Origin of the sequence: Streptomyces sp. HUAS YS2 (assembly GCF_033343995.1) — a bacterium.
Lineage (GTDB): Bacteria > Actinomycetota > Actinomycetes > Streptomycetales > Streptomycetaceae > Streptomyces > Streptomyces solicathayae.
Genome location: NZ_CP137573.1, coordinates 844979 through 860182, shown reverse-complemented (window position 1 = coordinate 860182; position 15204 = coordinate 844979). Strand labels below are relative to the sequence as shown.

The 15204-nt window shown below is 73.7% G+C and carries 12 protein-coding genes; 4 read left to right on the top strand and 8 right to left on the bottom strand.

The window, feature by feature from the left end:
- The 4 genes from solA to R2D22_RS04055 form a co-directional block, all read right to left on the bottom strand.
- Positions 1–1155 carry an N-methyl-L-tryptophan oxidase gene (gene solA / locus R2D22_RS04070; protein WP_318101282.1) on the bottom strand — a complete coding sequence of 385 codons (1155 nt, stop codon included), beginning with the start codon at positions 1153–1155 and terminating at the stop codon, positions 1–3.
- Positions 1156–1178: 23 nt separating this feature from the next.
- Entirely contained in the window at positions 1179–3623 is a 2445-nt protein-coding gene (locus R2D22_RS04065) for a GcvT family protein (RefSeq protein WP_318101281.1), read from the bottom strand.
- On the bottom strand, positions 3620–4705 hold the full coding sequence (locus tag R2D22_RS04060) for an S-(hydroxymethyl)mycothiol dehydrogenase (protein WP_318101280.1): 1086 nt from the start codon (positions 4703–4705) through the stop codon (positions 3620–3622). Before R2D22_RS04060 ends, R2D22_RS04065 begins: the two co-directional genes overlap by 4 nt.
- A gap of 212 nt (positions 4706–4917) precedes the next feature.
- The gene (locus R2D22_RS04055) at positions 4918–5661 is read right to left on the bottom strand and encodes an IclR family transcriptional regulator (protein WP_318109566.1); all 744 of its coding nucleotides are present in this window, start codon (positions 5659–5661) and stop codon (positions 4918–4920) included.
- Positions 5662–5927: 266 nt separating this feature from the next.
- On the opposite strand from R2D22_RS04055, the gene R2D22_RS04050 reads away from it, so the two are divergent.
- Together R2D22_RS04050 and R2D22_RS04045 are read left to right on the top strand one after the other, a co-directional pair.
- On the top strand, positions 5928–6248 hold the full coding sequence (locus R2D22_RS04050; RefSeq protein WP_318101279.1) for a bifunctional 3-phenylpropionate/cinnamic acid dioxygenase ferredoxin subunit: 321 nt from the start codon (positions 5928–5930) through the stop codon (positions 6246–6248).
- Positions 6245–7414, top strand: a complete 1170-nt coding sequence (locus tag R2D22_RS04045; RefSeq protein WP_318101278.1) for an NAD(P)/FAD-dependent oxidoreductase — start codon at positions 6245–6247, stop codon at positions 7412–7414. Before R2D22_RS04050 ends, R2D22_RS04045 begins: the two co-directional genes overlap by 4 nt.
- A gap of 30 nt (positions 7415–7444) precedes the next feature.
- On the opposite strand, the gene R2D22_RS04040 is transcribed toward R2D22_RS04045, so the two are convergent.
- Both R2D22_RS04040 and R2D22_RS04035 read right to left on the bottom strand, forming a co-directional pair.
- A complete protein-coding gene (locus tag R2D22_RS04040) occupies positions 7445–9079 on the bottom strand; it encodes an amidohydrolase (protein ID WP_318101276.1) in 1635 nt (544 codons plus the stop codon).
- 42 nt (positions 9080–9121) lie between these two features.
- Positions 9122–10606 (bottom strand): APC family permease, encoded by a 1485-nt coding sequence (locus R2D22_RS04035; protein ID WP_318101275.1) that lies wholly within the window; start codon positions 10604–10606, stop codon positions 9122–9124.
- Between the two features lie 173 nt (positions 10607–10779).
- Here R2D22_RS04035 and R2D22_RS04030 point away from each other — a divergent pair, with 173 nt between their 5' ends.
- Positions 10780–11493 carry a TetR/AcrR family transcriptional regulator gene (locus R2D22_RS04030; RefSeq protein ID WP_318101274.1) on the top strand — a complete coding sequence of 238 codons (714 nt, stop codon included), beginning with the start codon at positions 10780–10782 and terminating at the stop codon, positions 11491–11493.
- A 67-nt stretch (positions 11494–11560) separates the two neighbouring features.
- On the opposite strand, the gene R2D22_RS04025 is transcribed toward R2D22_RS04030, so the two are convergent.
- The gene (locus R2D22_RS04025; RefSeq protein ID WP_318101273.1) at positions 11561–12478 is read right to left on the bottom strand and encodes an esterase/lipase family protein; all 918 of its coding nucleotides are present in this window, start codon (positions 12476–12478) and stop codon (positions 11561–11563) included.
- A gap of 258 nt (positions 12479–12736) precedes the next feature.
- Here R2D22_RS04025 and R2D22_RS04020 point away from each other — a divergent pair, with 258 nt between their 5' ends.
- Positions 12737–13957, top strand: a complete 1221-nt coding sequence (locus R2D22_RS04020; RefSeq protein WP_318101272.1) for a PucR-like N-terminal domain-containing protein — start codon at positions 12737–12739, stop codon at positions 13955–13957.
- Between the two features lie 17 nt (positions 13958–13974).
- On the opposite strand, the gene R2D22_RS04015 is transcribed toward R2D22_RS04020, so the two are convergent.
- Complete coding sequence (locus R2D22_RS04015; protein ID WP_318101270.1) at positions 13975–15204, bottom strand: PP2C family protein-serine/threonine phosphatase; 1230 nt, start codon at positions 15202–15204, stop codon at positions 13975–13977.

The following is a 15204-nucleotide window of genomic DNA, read 5'->3' as shown; positions in this document are numbered from 1 at the left end:
TCAGGCGGGCGCGGCGGACAGCCGGCGAGGGTCGAAGAGCTCGATCGGGTGCGCGGTGGTGCCGGTCAGTGCCAGATCGGCGAGGATCTCGCCGACGACGGGCACGAACTTGAAGCCGTGCCCGGAGAACCCGCAGGCCACGGTCACCGACTCCGGGTGCCCGGGGTGGCGGGCGATGACGAAGTGTTCGTCGGGCGTGTTGGAGTACATGCAGGTTGCGGCCTTCAGGAAGCGGCCCGGCAGCGAGGGGAGGCAGCGGGACAGTTGGTCGGCCATCGCCGCGACCTCCGCGTCCCGCACGGTCCGGTCGATGGTCTCCGGGGTGCACGGCACGCCCCGGCGGAAGAACGCGACCTTCGCGCCGAGCTCCGGCCCGTCGATCGCCGGGAAGCCGTAGATCTGGACGCCGCCGGCGTCCTCCCAGATGTAGACCGGATGGTGCTCGGGCCGGAACGGCGCGGTGCCGCCGTCCGGCTGGAACCAGTACATGACCTGCCGCTCGATCGTGAACGGCACCCCCAGGTCGGTGAGCAGCTGCGGAGCCCACGCGCCCGGGCAGATCACCAGCTGGCCCGCCGTGTACGTGTTCTCGGCCGTGTGCACCCGGACACCGTCGCGATACGGCTCCCAGCGCAGCATCGGCTCCTCGAAGTGCAGGTCCGCCTCGTGCCGGGTGGCGAGCTGGAGGTGCGCGGCGACCGTGTTCTCCGGGCGGAGCAGGCCCGCCCGGGCCTCGTACAGCGCCACCTCGTCGTCGGCCGGGGTGAGCGTCGGGAAACGGCGCCGGATCTCCTTCGCGTCCAGCATCTCGTGCGGCAGGTCCCACTGCCGTGCCGAGCGCAGCGAGCCCGCGACCGTACGGGACTCCGGCGGGCCGACCATCACGCCGCCGCACAGCGTCGCGATGTCCCGGTCGGTGTCCCGCTCCAGCGACTCGTACAACTCGTACGCGCGCAGCAGCAGCGGCACGTACGCCGGGTCCTCGAAGTAGGACTGCCGGGTGATGCGCGAACCGCCGTGGCTGGAACCGCGGTTGTGGACCGGACCGAACTTCTCCAGGCCCAGCACGCGGGCCCCGCGCGCGGCGAGATGACAGGCGGCGGCGCTGCCCATCCCGCCCAGGCCGACCACGACGACGTCATAGGTGGGTGACACGGAAGGTCCTCCCTGGCATGCGTTCAGCGGCGGATACGGTGCATCTGCGGATCGAACAGGGGCTCCTCGGCGACCGTCGCCGGAACCTTCTCGCCGATGTACTCGACATGGACCTGCGTCCCGGCGGCCAGCGGCGGCAGCCACGCGTACGCCACGCAGCGCCCCAGCGTGTAGCCGTACGACGCGCTGGTCACGTACCCGGCCGACGCCCCGTCGAGGAACACCGGCTCCTTGCCGAGCACCACCGCCGCCGGGTCGTCGAGCAGCAGCGCGGTCAGCCGACGCCGCGGCTCCCCGGCCCGCTCCAGCGCCGCGCGCCCCCTGAAGTCGCCCTTGTCCATCCGGACGGCGAAGCCGAGCCCGGCCTCGTACGGGGTGTGCTCGGCGGTCATGTCATGGCCCCAGGAACGGTAACCCTTCTCCAAACGCAGGCTGTTGAACGCGGACCGGCCCGCGGCGACCACGCCGAGCTCCTGCCCCGCCTCCCACAGCGTGTCCCAGAGCCGCAGCCCGAGATCGGCGGAGGTGTACAGCTCCCAGCCCAGTTCGCCGACGTAGCTGAGCCGCATCGCCGTGACGGGGACGTGCCCGAGGTACGTCTCCCTGGCCCGGAAGTAGCCGAAGCCCTGGTGCGAGAAGTCGTCCCGGGTGAGCGGCTGCACCAGGTCCCGGGCGAGCGGCCCCCACACACCGATGCAGCAGGTGCCGGAGGTGATGTCGCGGATCCGGACGTCGTCAGGCGTATGCCGCAGCAGCCAGTCCTCGTCGGCCCGGGAGTTGGCGCCGATCTGGAACCGGTCGGGGGCGAGCCGCGCCACGGTCAGGTCGGACCGGACGCCGCCGGACTCGTCCAGGAGCAGGGTGTACGTGACCGCACCCGGCTTCTTGGCGAGGTTGTTCGTCGTCATCCGCTGCAGGTAGGCGAGCGCCCCGGGGCCGGTGACCTCCAGGCGGCGCAGCGGAGTCATGTCGTACAGGGCGACCTTCTCGCGCGTCGCCCGTGCCTCGGCGGCGGCGATCGGCGACCAGTGGCGGGCCGACCAGGCGTCCCGTTCCGGGAGTTCGAGCTCTTCCGCGAGCGGCGCGTTCGCCTCGTACCAGTGCGGCCGCTCCCAGCCGCCGCCCTCCAGGAAGTACGCGCCCAGCTCCTGCTGGCGCGCGTGGAACGGGCTCACGCGCAGCGGCCGGGGCCGTTCCATCGGCTGGAGCGGGTGCAGCACGTCGTACACCTCGACGAACTGCTGGGCGGCGCGCTCGGCGACGTACGCGGGGGAGCGCTGGGCGTCCTCGAAGCGGGTGAGGTCGCAGCCGTGCACGTCCGTCGCCGGCCGGCCGTCGACCATCCACTCGGCGACGGCCCGCGCGACGCCCGCGGAATGCGTGACCCAGACGGCCTCGGCCAGCCAGAAGCCGCGCAGTGCACGGGACTCGCCGAGCACCGGCATGCCGTCGGGCGTGAAGGAGAAGACCCCGTTGAAGCCATGCTCGATGTCGCCGTCGGCGAGCGCCGGCAGCAGCCATCGGCAGTCCTCCCAGCTGGGCGCGAAGTCCTCCGGGGTGAAGGGGTACGAGGACGGCATGACCGGGGCCTCGTCGTACACCGGGACGGTGAACGGGTCGACGGGCAGCGGCCGGTGCGCGTAGCTGCCGATGCCGATCCGGTCGGTGTGCTCGCGGAAGTACAGGTCGCGGTCCTGGAAGCGCAGGATCGGCCGGGAGGCCTCCGTACGCGGGTCGTTCACCCCTTCGAGCTCCGGCAGCGGGCCGGTCCTCGCGTACTGATGGGCCAGCGGGAGCAGGGGCACGTCCACGCCCGCCATGCGGCCGATCACCGGGCCCCAGAAGCCGGCCGCCGACACCACGTGGTCGGCGGGGAACGTGCCGCGGTCGGTGACGACGGCGGTCACCCGGCCGCCGTCCCGCTCGATGCCGGTGACGGTGTGCCGCCCCAGGAATCGGGCGCCGCGCTCCTCGGCGCGCGCCATCTGGGCGCGGCAGGCGAGGACGGCGCGGGCCAGCCCGTCGTCCGGGGTGTGGAAGCCGCCCAGGACCTTGCGCGCGTCGAGCAGCGGCCACAGCTCCTTGCAGCGCTCGGCGGAGACCAGCTCGCCGCGGATGCCCCAGGACGCGGCGTACCCGGCTCTGCGGTGCAGCTCGGCCCACCGTTCCTCGGTGGTGGCGAGTTCCAGGCCGCCGACGGGGTTGAAGCAGGGCAGCCCGTCGACCTCCAGGGAGCGGAACTTCTCGATGGTGTACCCGGCGAAGTCGCTGAGCGTCTTCGACGGGCTGGTGCGGAAGACGAGCCCGGGGGCGTGCGAGGTGGAGCCGCCCGGCGCGGGCAGCGGGCCCTGGTCGAGGACGGTGACGTCGGTCCAGCCGCGGGCGGTCAGCTCGTCGGCGAGCGAACAGCCGACGATGCCGGCCCCGATGACGACGACGCGCGGCGGCGGGGTGAGGGGGGCCGTCACAGGACCACCACCGAGCGCAGGACCTCCCCGCGGTGCATCTTCGCGAAGGCCGCCTCGACCTCGTCGAGGGAGATCGTCTCGGTGACGAAGGAGTTGAGGTCGAGCAGGCCGTAGAGGTACTGGTCGATCAGGATCGGGAAGTCGCGGCTCGGCAGGCAGTCTCCGTACCAGGACGACTTCAGCGCCCCGCCGCGCGAGAACAGGTCGATCAGCGGCAGGTCGATCCGCATCCCGGGGTCGGGGACGCCGACCTGGACCAGGGTGCCCGCGTGGTCGCGCATGTAGAACGCCTGCCTGTACGTCTCCGGGCGGCCGACCGCGTCGATGGCGATGTCCACCCCGAACCCGTCGGTGAGCGCACGGACGGCCTCGACGGGGTCCGTGCCGAGCGAGTTGACGGTGTGCGTCGCGCCGAACTTCTCGGCCAGGTTCAGCTTGTGGTCGTCGATGTCGACGGCGATGACCTTGCGCGCGCCGTTCAGACAGGCCCCGGCGATGGCCGCGTTGCCGACGCCGCCGCAGCCGATGACGGCGACGGTGTCGCCGTTGCCGACCTTTCCGGTGTTCACGGCCGCGCCGTACCCGGCCATCACACCGCAGCCGATGAGGCCGGCCGCCTCGGGCCGGGCCGCGGGGTCGATCTTCACGGCCTGGCCGGCGGCGACCAGGGTCTTCTCGGCGAACGCGCCGATGCCGAGCGCGGGCGTCAGCGGGGTCCCGTCGAGCAGCGTCATCGGCCGGGCGGCGTTGCGGGAGTCGAAGCAGTACCAGGGGCGGCCCCGGCGACAGGACCGGCAGGTGCCGCAGGGGGCGCGCCAGGCGAGGACGACGTAGTCGCCCGGGGCCAGGTCGGTGACACCGGCGCCGACGGCCTCGATCGTGCCGGCCGCCTCGTGGCCGAGCAGGAACGGGAAGTCGTCGTTGATCGCCCCTTCCCGGTAGTGCAGATCGGTGTGGCAGACCCCGCAGGCCTGGACGGAGACGAGCACCTCGCCGGGACCCGGATCGGGCACGACGATCGTCTGCACCTCGACGGGTGCGCCCTTCTTCACGGCAACGACGGCACGGACCTCATGCGGCACGATGGCTCCTCGCTGTTGCGCATTGCACGATGGGTTGCGCGATGGGGAACATAGTGGGAACGCCGACAACGGGCCGTCAAGAGGGCGGAGTTAACGGGCGGCAAAACCCGCCGGGGCCGTCGAAACACCCCGGACACACGACGACGCGGGGCCGGGTCTCCCCGGCCCCGCGTCGTCGTGGGCGCCGTGCGGACTCTGTGCCGCGGCAGCGGTCAGAAGCCGTAACCCATGCGCCGGGACAGCTCGTTGGCCGCGACCACGGTGCGCGCGGCCAGCTCCGGCAGGCGGTCCCGCTCCAGCCGGTACGCCGGCCCGGACACGCTGAGCGCCCCGATCACCCGGCCGTCGTGCGCGCGGACCGGCGCGGCCACCGCGTGCAGACCGAGCTCCAGCTCCTCCGCCGCGATCGCGAAGCCCTGCGCGCAGGTGGCGTCCAGCTCCGCGCGCAGCATGCCCGCGCTCGTCACGGTGTGCTCGGTGAACCGCGGCAGCGCGCGGGCGAGCAGCCCCTCCCGCAGGGTCATCGGCAGATGCGCGAGCAGCACCTTGCCGCTGGAGGTCGCGTGCAGCGGGGTGCGGCGGCCCAGCCAGTTCTGTGCGGTGACCGAGGCGGAGCCCCTGGCCTGCATGATGTTGACCGCGGCGTTGTCGTCCAGGACGGCGATGTTGACGGTCTCGCCCAGTTCGTCGGCGAGTTCCCGGCACACCGGGACGCCCTCCTGCGAGATGTCCAGGCGCACCGCCGCCGCGCCGGCCAGCCGCAGCACGCCGGCGCCCAGGAAGTACTTGCCGCGGTCCTGGGCCTGGGAGACCAGGCCGCGGTTCTCCAGGACGCCGAGCAGCCGGAACGCGGTGGACTTGTGCACCTCCAGCTCGTCCGCGATCTCGGTCACCCCGGCCTCGCCGAGCCGCGCGAGGATCTCGAGGACGCTGACCGCGCGGTCCACGGACTGGATCGCCCCGGCGCCCCCCTTGGAGGCTCTCTCGTGCGTCTCGTCGGCCGGGTCCGTCGCGCGGGGGGACTTCGTGGCCGGCGTGCCGCCTGCCTCTGACTGGTCGCGGGTCATAGCTCAACTCTCGCCGTCGTGCGGGGTGTCGGGCGGGTATCTGCGGGAAGCCCTTGACGCGATGGGCGGCCGCCCGGATTCTGTTGCGCATAGCGCTCCCTCATGCGCGATACGCAACGCCATGTTACCGAAGAGTCCTGGACCGAGGGGGGCCCGTGATTCCCGTCTGCCGCCTTGAAGACCTCCCTGCGGGCGAATCCGTCCGCATCGACACCAGCCCGCCCATCGCGGTGTTCAACGCCGACGGCGCCCTGTACGCCATCGACGACACGTGCAGCCACCAGGACGCCTCGCTCTCCGAGGGCTGGCTGGAAGGCTGTCTGGTCGAATGCCCGCTGCACGCCGCCTCATTCGACATTCGTACCGGGGAGCCGACCTGTCTGCCCGCCCGCCGCCCCGTCCGCACCCACGAGGTGGCCGTGATCGACGGCGTCGTCCACGTCCGTCCCGCCGCACAGGAAGGGAGCGCTGCATGAGGACCGTCACCGTGGTCGGTGCCTCTCTCGCCGGGCTGTACGCGGCCCGCGCGCTGCGCGCCCAGGGCTTCGACGGACGCCTGGTGATCGTGGGCGACGAGCCCCACCGGCCCTACGACCGGCCGCCGTTGTCGAAGGACTTCCTCACCGGCGCCACGACCGAGGCGGACCTCGCCCTCGCCGACGCCGAGGAGGAGACGGAACTCGCCGCGGAGTGGCTGCTGGGAACCCGCGCCCGGGGGCTCGACGCACGCGGCCGCACCCTCCTCCTGGACGACGGGCGCACCGTCGCCACGGACGGCATCGTCCTCGCCACCGGCGCCCGGGCCCGCACCCTGCCCGGCACCGAGGGCCTGGCCGGCGTCCACACCCTGCGCACCCTGGACGACGCGCGCGCCCTGCGGGCCGCGCTCGGCGGGCCCGCCCGCCGGGTCGTCGTCATCGGGGGCGGGTTCATCGGCGCAGAGACCGCGTCGTCCTGCGTAGGCCTCGGCCACGAGGTCACCGTCGTCGAGGCCGCCCCGTTGCCCCTCGTGCCCCAACTCGGCCCGGAGATGGCCGGGTTCTGCGCCTCGCTGCACGGCCGGGCCGGCGCCGCGCTGATCACCGGCGTCGGCGTGGCGGGCCTGCACGGCCGCGCCGCCGTCACCGCGGTCGAACTGGCCGACGGCCGGGTGCTCCCCGCCGACGTGGTCGTGGTCGGCATCGGGGCCGTCCCGCGCACCGGCTGGCTGGCGGGCTCCACGCTCCTCGTGAACGACGGCGTGCTCTGCGACGACGGCTGCGCCACGACCCTCCCGCAGGTCGTGGCCGTGGGTGATGTCGCGCGGGTGGGCGGCGTCCGGCACGAGCACTGGACCAGCGCGACCGAACAGCCCGCCGTCGCCGTCCGCAACCTGCTCGCCGGCCGCACCGTCGAACACGTGCGCCCCGCACCGTACTTCTGGTCCGACCAGTACGGGGCACGCATCCAGTTCGCCGGCCGCCGCCGCGACGGCGACACCCTCCGGATCGTCGAGGGCTCGCTGGAGGAGGGCAGCTTCCTCTGTCGCTACGAGCGCGGCGGGACCACCACCGCCCTCCTCGCGGTCGACCGCCCCCGCCCGTTCACCCGCGCCCGCCGTGAACTCGCGCGTCAGGCCGCGGGCCCCGTGCCCACGGCCTGACGCACCGCCTGATCCGCCCTCGCCGGCGGGTCAGGCGCCGAAGACGCGCTCCCCGCCGACGTACGTCGCCTCGACCCGCAGCGCGGCGAGGTCCGAGGACGGCACCGCCGCCGGGTCGCGGTCCAGGACGATCACGTCCGCGAGCAGGCCCGGGCGCAGCACGCCCGTGTCGTCGAGGCCGTTCACGTACGCCGAGCCCGAGGTGTACGCGGCGAGCGCGGTGTCCAGGGCGAGGCGCTGCTCCGGGAGGAACGCGGGCAGGTCGCCGTCGGGCACGATCCGGTTCACCGCGACGTGGATGCCCTCCAGCGGGTTCGCGGAGCTCACCGGCCAGTCGCTGCCCGCGGCCAGCGGCGCGCCGGCCCGGTGCAGGTCGCCGAAGGGGTACTGGCGGTCGGCGAGGCCCTCGCCGAGGAACGGCGTGGTCAGCTCGTCGAGCTGCGGTTCGTGCGCCGCCCACAGCGGCTGCAGGTTGGCGACCGCCTCCAGCGGTGCGAAGCGCGGCACGTCCGCCGGGTGCACGACCTGGAGGTGGGCGAGGTGGTGCCGGTTGCCGCGCGGCCCGTTGGCGTCCCGCGCGGCCTCGACCGCGTCCAGCGCCTCCCGCACCGCGCGGTCGCCCAGCGCGTGGAAGTGCACCTGGAAACCGAGCGCGTCGAGCGCGGTGACGTACCCGCGCAGCGCCGCGGGATCGACGAAGCTCAGCCCGGCGTTGGCGGTGGCGCAGCCGCAGGCGTCCTTGTACGGGGCGGTCATCGCCGCCGTGCCGTTCTCGGCGATGCCGTCCTGCATGATCTTCACGGTGTCCGCGCGGAACCGGCCGTGGCGCAGCGCCTCGCGGCGCGCGACGAGCCCCGGGATCTGCTCGGCGCCCGCGTCCCGGTCCCACCACAGGGAGCCGTTGACCCGGGCGGTCAGCAGGCCGCGTTCGGCCGCCGCGAGGTAGGCGGCGGAGACGTCGGGGTGGCCGCCGTACGAGCCGAGCAGGGCGTCCTGCCAGGCGGTGATCCCGTACGAGTGGAGCAGCGCCTGCGCCCGCAGCAGGCCCTCGACGAGGTCCTCCTCGGTCGGCCGGGGCGCCGCCCCGCCGACCAGCTCGACGGCCCCCTCCTGGAGCATGCCCGACGGCGTGCCGTCCGGCTCGCGCTCGATCCGCCCGTCCGCCGGGTCGGGCGTCGCCGCGGTCACCCCGGCCAGTTCCAGGGCCCGGGTGTTCACCCATGCGCCGTGGTGGTCGCGGTTGACCAGCAGCACCGGCCGGTCCGGCACCAGCTCGTCGAGCATCTGACGGGTCGGCAGGCCACCGGGGAAGCTCTCCATCGACCAGCCGCCGCCGGTGATCCACGGCCGCTCCGGGTGCTCGGCCGCGTAGGCGGTGATCCGCCGCCGGTACTCGTCGAGGTCCGTCGTCTCGGTCAGGTCGCAGGCCCCCAGCTCCAGGCCGCCGAACACGGCGTGGACGTGGGCGTCCTGGAATCCGGGCAGCAGCGCCCGGCCGGCCAGGTCGACCACGACCGTGTCCGGTCCGGCCAGGGCGCGCACCTCGTCGTCGCCGCCGACGGCGGTGATCCGTTCCCCGGTCACCGCGAGCGCCGTGGCACGCGGGCGTTCGGGGTCCATGGTGAGCACGGAGCCGGCGACGAAGACGAGATCTGCGGGGCGCATCAGGTGTGACTCCTCGAAAGGTCGGGTGCGGGGCGTGAACTGCTAACGGGTGCGGTCGAAGTACGGTGCCCGCCGGCCGTACTTGGCCCACAGCGCGGCCGGTACACCGGTGACGAGGATGACGGCGGGCACGAGCGTCAGGAAGCGGCCGTTGTCGGCGGCGAAGGCGAAGGAGTCGGACGAGGTCCACAGGCTGTACACCATGTAGCAGCCGAGGCCGAGCAGGGCCAGACCGCACAGCGTCGGCACCGCAACCGTGACCACGAACAGCCGCAGGTCGCGCCGCGCCTCGCCGGCGAAGGTGAGCGCGCAGGCCAGCGCCGCGAAGGCGTAGTACAGCGAGATCAGGATGCCCACCGAGGTGACCGCGCCGACGATGATGTCCTGCAGGCTGCCCAGACCGGACGACAGCAGGGCGAGCACCGCCGAGAGCGCGGCGATCCGCAGCGTCGACAGGTGCGGGGTGCGCCGACGGGAGTGCAGCGCGGCCCAGCCGGGGCCGAGCACGCCGTCGCGGCTCATCGCCAGGGTCTGCCGCGCGGAGCCGATCAGCACGGACTGCACGCACGCGACGATCGAGCAGAGCAGGACGACGGTCGTCATCGCCCGCCCGAAACCGCCCGCGGCCAGCTGCCCGAGGAACGGCAGGCCCTGCTCGCCGTTGGCGACCAGCTCCTCGGGGGTGAGGGCGCGCTGGAACGCCACCGCGGCGAAGAGGAACAGGCCGGCGACCGCGGCGAGCGACCACATGCCGGCCCGGGCGGAGGTGCGCGCGTCGGCGTTCTCCTCGGTCACCGAGAACGCGGTCTCCCAGCCCCAGTACATGAACACGGCCAGCAGGACGCCCGTGGCCAGCACCGAGGGCGAGGAGAACACGGTGGGGGAGAACCAGCTCAGGTCGAACGGCGCCGCGTCACCGGCCGCCACGGCCCACGCGCACACGGCGAGCAGCACGACGAACTCGGCCACGATCAGGACGGTCTGGAAGCGGGCCGCGACGTCGATGCCGAGCACCGCGAGTCCGGTGAGCCCGGCGAGCAGCAGCAGACCGACGGCCAGCGACACCGCGACGGGCGCGTCGGCCGTCCGTATGCCGGCCACCTGGTGCAGGCCCGCGGAGTCCGCCGTGAGGAGCGTGTACTGGCCCATGAGCGGGACGGCGTACGACAGGAACAGCACCTGGGTGACGACGGTGACCCAGCCGCTCAGGTAGCCCGGGAGCGGCCCGACGGCCCGGCCGATCCACACGTACGCGGTGCCGCAGTTGGCCTCGCGCTGGTTCAGCTTCGTGTACGCGAGCGCGATGCCGAGGATCGGCAGCAGGCCGAGCAGGAACGCGGCCGGGATGCCGACGCCGACGGAGGCACCGATGACGCCCAGGCCCACGCCGATGCTGAAGGTCGGGCTGATGTTGGACAGCGAGAGCACGACGCCCTCGCGGACGCCGAGGACCTTCGGCAGCTCGGCGTCCCGGCCGGGCGACGGCTCGGCGACGGCGGGGTCGGGTGCGGTGTCGGCGCTGGTCATGGGGCTCCTTCGCGGCTCTGCGGGGAGGGGGAGGTGGCGGCAGCGTGCCAGCATCCCCGGCCTTGAGTCAACAGCGTTGACAACTTCGTTGACCGGGGGGATCGTGGCAGGGCGTTCCGAGCCGGAACCGGCGGCGGCACAATGGGGCCGACCGGAGCGAGGGGAGTGCGCGGGTGGCGTCACGTACGGGGAAACAGGCCGCGTCGCGGCCCGGGGAGAGGACGGCCGGCCCGGGCAGGCCGCGGCCGTCGCTCAGTCCGCGGTCGATCGTCGACGCCTGCCTCGAGCTGCTCGACGCCGACGGCGCGGACGCGCTCACCTTCCGCCGGATCGGGGCGCGCCTCGGCGCCGACCCGACCGCGCTCTACCGGCACTTCCGCAACAAGGACGATCTGCTGCTGGCCGTGGCGGACCGGCTCCTGGAAGTGAGCCTGGAGGGCTTCGAGCCCGCCGAGGACTGGCGGGAGACGCTGCGCGGCCTCTTCCTGCGGGTCCGCACCGTCTACCTCTCGCACCCGCGCGCCGCCGTCCTCGCCACCGTGCGCATCACCCGCCGCCCGGCCGAGATGCGGGTGATCGAGATGATCCTCGCGGCACTCGCCCGCGCCGGATTCCCGCCCGAGCAGGCCGTCCCGCACTACCGCGCCCTGGTGGACTTCATGCTCTCCTGGTCCTGCATGGACGCCACGTACGCCTCCCTCGACCCCGCCGCACGCGCGGGCGACGAGTCCGCCTGGACCGGCGCGTACGCGGCCGTCCCCGCCGCCACGCACCCGCACATCGCGGCGGCGGCGCCGTACCTCGCCGAGGTGGAGGACGACGCCAACTTCCACTTCGCGCTGGACCTGATGCTGACCGCGATCGCCGCCCACGCGCCGTCCTCCTGATGGCGAGGGACGCGGCGCGGCCCCCGGACCGAAGGCGGTCGCCCGGGGGTCGCGGTGGTCCGGCGGTTCAGCAGGAGGGGCGCTGGGCGTGGGCGGGGTCGAGGGCGTTGAACACCAGCCGGTCGGCCACGTCGTTGTAGCTGATGCCGAGGTGCTCGGTGAACTCCAGCGGGCAGAAGTCCTGGACCTTCTGGTTGGTGACGTTCGGAGCGACCGAGAGATAGCCGGACGTGTACGGCGTGACGACCTCGTCGTACCAGGTCGTGATCACCGTGTACGTGACGTCCGGGTGGGTCTCGGAGCCCGCGTTGAGCCGCTGGACGAAGTCCGAGCCGGTGATCTGCTGGCTGCACGCCGCGCACGTGGCGCCGACGAGTTCGTCGCCGCCGGGGAAGGCCCGGGCGAGCAGGCCCATGCCCCACAGCGACGTGCCGTGGTTGGTCGGGGCCACGGCGACCAGCTTGTCCACCGCGGCGGAGCCGCCCAGGAACTTGATGTAGTGGCGCGGCATCATGCCGCCCTGCGAGTGGCCGACCAGGTCGACCTTCGCCGCGCCGGTGGCGGCCCGCACACGGTCGACGAACGCCGCCAGCTCGCGGGCCGAGGCGGCGATGTCGCCGGTGCCGACGAACGGTCCGGTGGCGCCGCCGTAGTCGAGCGCGAAGACGCAGTACCCCGCCCGCTTCAACTTCGGTGCGAGACCGGCCCAGTTGGCGTACCGGTTCTCGAAGGTGCCGTGCACCAGCACGACCGGGCGCGGATGCGCGGTGCCGGGGCGGCAGTTCCAGTCGTCGGCGCCGGTGGGGACGGCGGTCGGGTGGAGCACCGAGTACCCGAAGGCCGACATGAAGTCGTCCTGCGGCGGGCCGACCGGGTCGGCCCCGGTGGTGGCGTGGGCGGGGGCGGCCGGGCCGGCGAGGCCGAGACACGCGGCGGCGGCGAGGCCGGTGAGGGCCGAGGTCAGTCTGGTCCTGAGGCTGCGCATGAGGTGAACTCCTCCGGCTGTGCTCTCGTGGGGGTGCGCCGGCGGCCCCGCGGTTCCTCGTGACAGGGGAGAGACAGGGAAGCTACCGGCGCGTAACGTCTGGTCCACACTGGAGCCGTGTGCGAGAGCCGTAACAGGGTGAGCGGTGGTGGGGCCGAGAAAATGTCATGGGCGTGACACCTTTCCGGTGCGCCGCCTCACCCTGCGCAGCCCTCCGCGCCGGCCCCGCCCGCCGCCACCGAGACGGAGCCCGCAGCCATGGCGTCACCGGCCGAGAGGTTCACGCGTCAGCCCTGGCACGAGCTGCCCCCGGTCCTCGCCACGCTCATCCGCCCCCGGATCGAGACGATCGTCGCCGAGATGGTCGAGGCGATCCGCGGCGAGGTGGCCCCGTACCGGCGGCCCACGGACTCCGCCGTCGGCCGGGACCTCGTCGAGTCGATCCGGCGCGCCCTGCGCCAGTTCGCCGAACTCATCGAGAACCCCGACAGCCCGCAGGAACACCACTTCCAGCACTTCCGGCAGCTCGGCCGCATCGAGTTCCTCAACGGCCGCACCACCGACGGCATCCAGGCCGCCTTCCGGGTCGGCGCGCGCGTCGGCAGCCGCCGCTACGCCGAGATCGTGCAGGAGGCCGCTCTCCCGCCCGAGATCGTCCTCCCGCTCCACGAGGCCGTGCTCATCCACATCAACGCCCTGTCCAACGAGGCGGTCAAGGGCTTCCTCGCGGCCCGGCTGCGCTCCGAGGGAGAGGTGAAACGGGCCCGCCGCGCCCTGACGGACCGGCTCCTCGAACAGCCCCGACCCCAGGACCAGGCGCCGCCGCTCGCCGTGCTCGCCGAACGCGCCCACTGGCCGCTGCCGCGCACGGCCGCCTGCGTCGTCGTACGCGCGGCCGGCCGGCTCGACGTCCCCGGCGCGGACGCCGGACTGCTCACCGCGCACCGCGGCAACGACGCGATCCTGATCGTCCCCGAACCGGACGACGGCGGACCGCTCGACCGGGTGCGGGCCGCGACCCGGGGCCGCGTCGCCGTCGTCGGACCGGTCGTCGGCGTCCACGAGACGTGGCTGTCCCTCCAGTGCGCCCGGCTCGCCCTGGAGCGCCGCGCGGAGTCCGGACCGGGCACGGCGGCCGGGGACGAGCTGTTCCTGCGCGTCGACGACGAACTCGCCGAACTCCACCTGGTGCGCGGCGCGCACATCGGCCGGCTCCTCGGCCGCCGGATCCTCGCCGACTTCGACCGGTTGCCGAAGGGCCGCGCCGTCCGGCTGGCCGAGACCCTCGACGCCCTGCTGATGTCCTGGGGCCGCACCGCCCCCGAGGTCGCCCGGGCCCTCGGCATCCACCCCCAGACCGCCCGCAAGCGGCTGCGTCAGCTCGACGCCCTCTTCGGCGAGCGCCTCGGCGACCCGCGCTTCCGCTTCGAAGCCCTCCTGGCGCTCCGTACCCACGCGCTGCGACCCGACGCCGGGTAGCCGGCGCCGGACCGGGCTCAGAGCCCCACCACGATGAGCGCGGTGTCGTCGGTCGCGCCGCCGAGCGGCAGCATGTCGAGCAGCAGCGCGTCGGCGAGCGTCTCCGGGTCGGCGTCGCGGTGCCGTTCCAGCGTTTCGGCGAGGCGACGGAGACCGGCGTCGATGTCCTCGCCGCGCCGCTCCACCAGACCGTCTGTGTACAGCACCAGCGTGGCGCCCTCGGTGAACGCGGCCTCGGCCTGCGGGCGGGCGGCGTGCGAGAGACGGGCGCCCAGCGGCGGATCGGTGGCCCGGTCCAGGAACTCCACCCTCCCGTCGGCGTGCAACAGCGCGGGCGGCGGATGCCCGGCACTGCTGTACGCGACGCTCCGGCCCTCCCAGTCGATCCAGGTCTCCACGGCGGTGCAGTTCTCCGCGCCCTCGACGGACCGCGCGTACAGGTCCAGGACGTCCAGCGCCTGCGCGGGACCCCGCACGACCCGGGACGCGGCGCTCAGGGCGCTGCGCAGCTGGCCCATCACCCCGGCGGCGACCAGACCGTGCCCGACGACGTCGCCGACCGCGACGCCGACGCGGTCGCCGCCGGGCAGCACGACCAGGTCGTACCAGTCGCCGCACACGTTCAGCGCCCCGACGGCCGGCCGGTAGCGGACCGCCGCCCGGTGCCGCCCGATCGGCGCGGGCGCGGGCAGCATCGCCTCCTGCAGCGCGAGCGCCACCTCCCGCTCCCGGGCGTGCGCCTTGCGCAGCCGCTCGTTCACCTCCTGGAGCTCACGGGCCCGGGTGTACAGCTCGGCCTCCAGGACCCGGGACCCGCTGCCGGACGGCCCGCCGCGGGCCCGCATCAGTTCGGTGACCTCCTCCACCCGGTGCACCAGCAGCACCACCCGCCCGTCCGGCCCCAGCACCGGGGCGTTGACCGGGCTCCAGTACCGCTCCGCCCACTCCCCGGGCCGCTCCACCGACTCGACGTCGTACCGCTGGAGCGCCATGGCGTCCCGCTCGCCGGTCTCCACCACCCGCCGCAGCGACGCCGCCAGGTTCCGCACACCGCTGGCCGCCGGGTCGCCCGGGTTGTCGGGGAACACGTCGAACAGATACCGCCCGACGAGCTGTTCCCGGGTGCGCCCGGACATGCGCATGAAGTCTTCGTTGGCGTCCACGTAGATCAGGTCGGGGGTGAGCAGCGCGACCATGCCGGGCAGTGCCGCGAACACTCCCGCGTAGTCGATCACCGCGTCGCTCAT

Excerpts from the sequence above, each read along its gene's own strand:
- R2D22_RS04045 (WP_318101278.1), top strand. The coding sequence starts at position 6,245 with ATGAGGACCGTCACCGTGGTCGGTGCCTCTCTCGCCGGGCTGTACGCG.
- R2D22_RS04040 (WP_318101276.1), bottom strand. The coding sequence starts at position 9,079 with ATGCGCCCCGCAGATCTCGTCTTCGTCGCCGGCTCCGTGCTCACCATG.
- R2D22_RS04035 (WP_318101275.1), bottom strand. The coding sequence starts at position 10,606 with ATGACCAGCGCCGACACCGCACCCGACCCCGCCGTCGCCGAGCCGTCG.
- R2D22_RS04025 (WP_318101273.1), bottom strand. The coding sequence starts at position 12,478 with ATGCGCAGCCTCAGGACCAGACTGACCTCGGCCCTCACCGGCCTCGCC.
- R2D22_RS04020 (WP_318101272.1), top strand. The coding sequence starts at position 12,737 with ATGGCGTCACCGGCCGAGAGGTTCACGCGTCAGCCCTGGCACGAGCTG.
- R2D22_RS04015 (WP_318101270.1), bottom strand. The coding sequence starts at position 15,204 with ATGAGCGACGCGGTGATCGACTACGCGGGAGTGTTCGCGGCACTGCCC.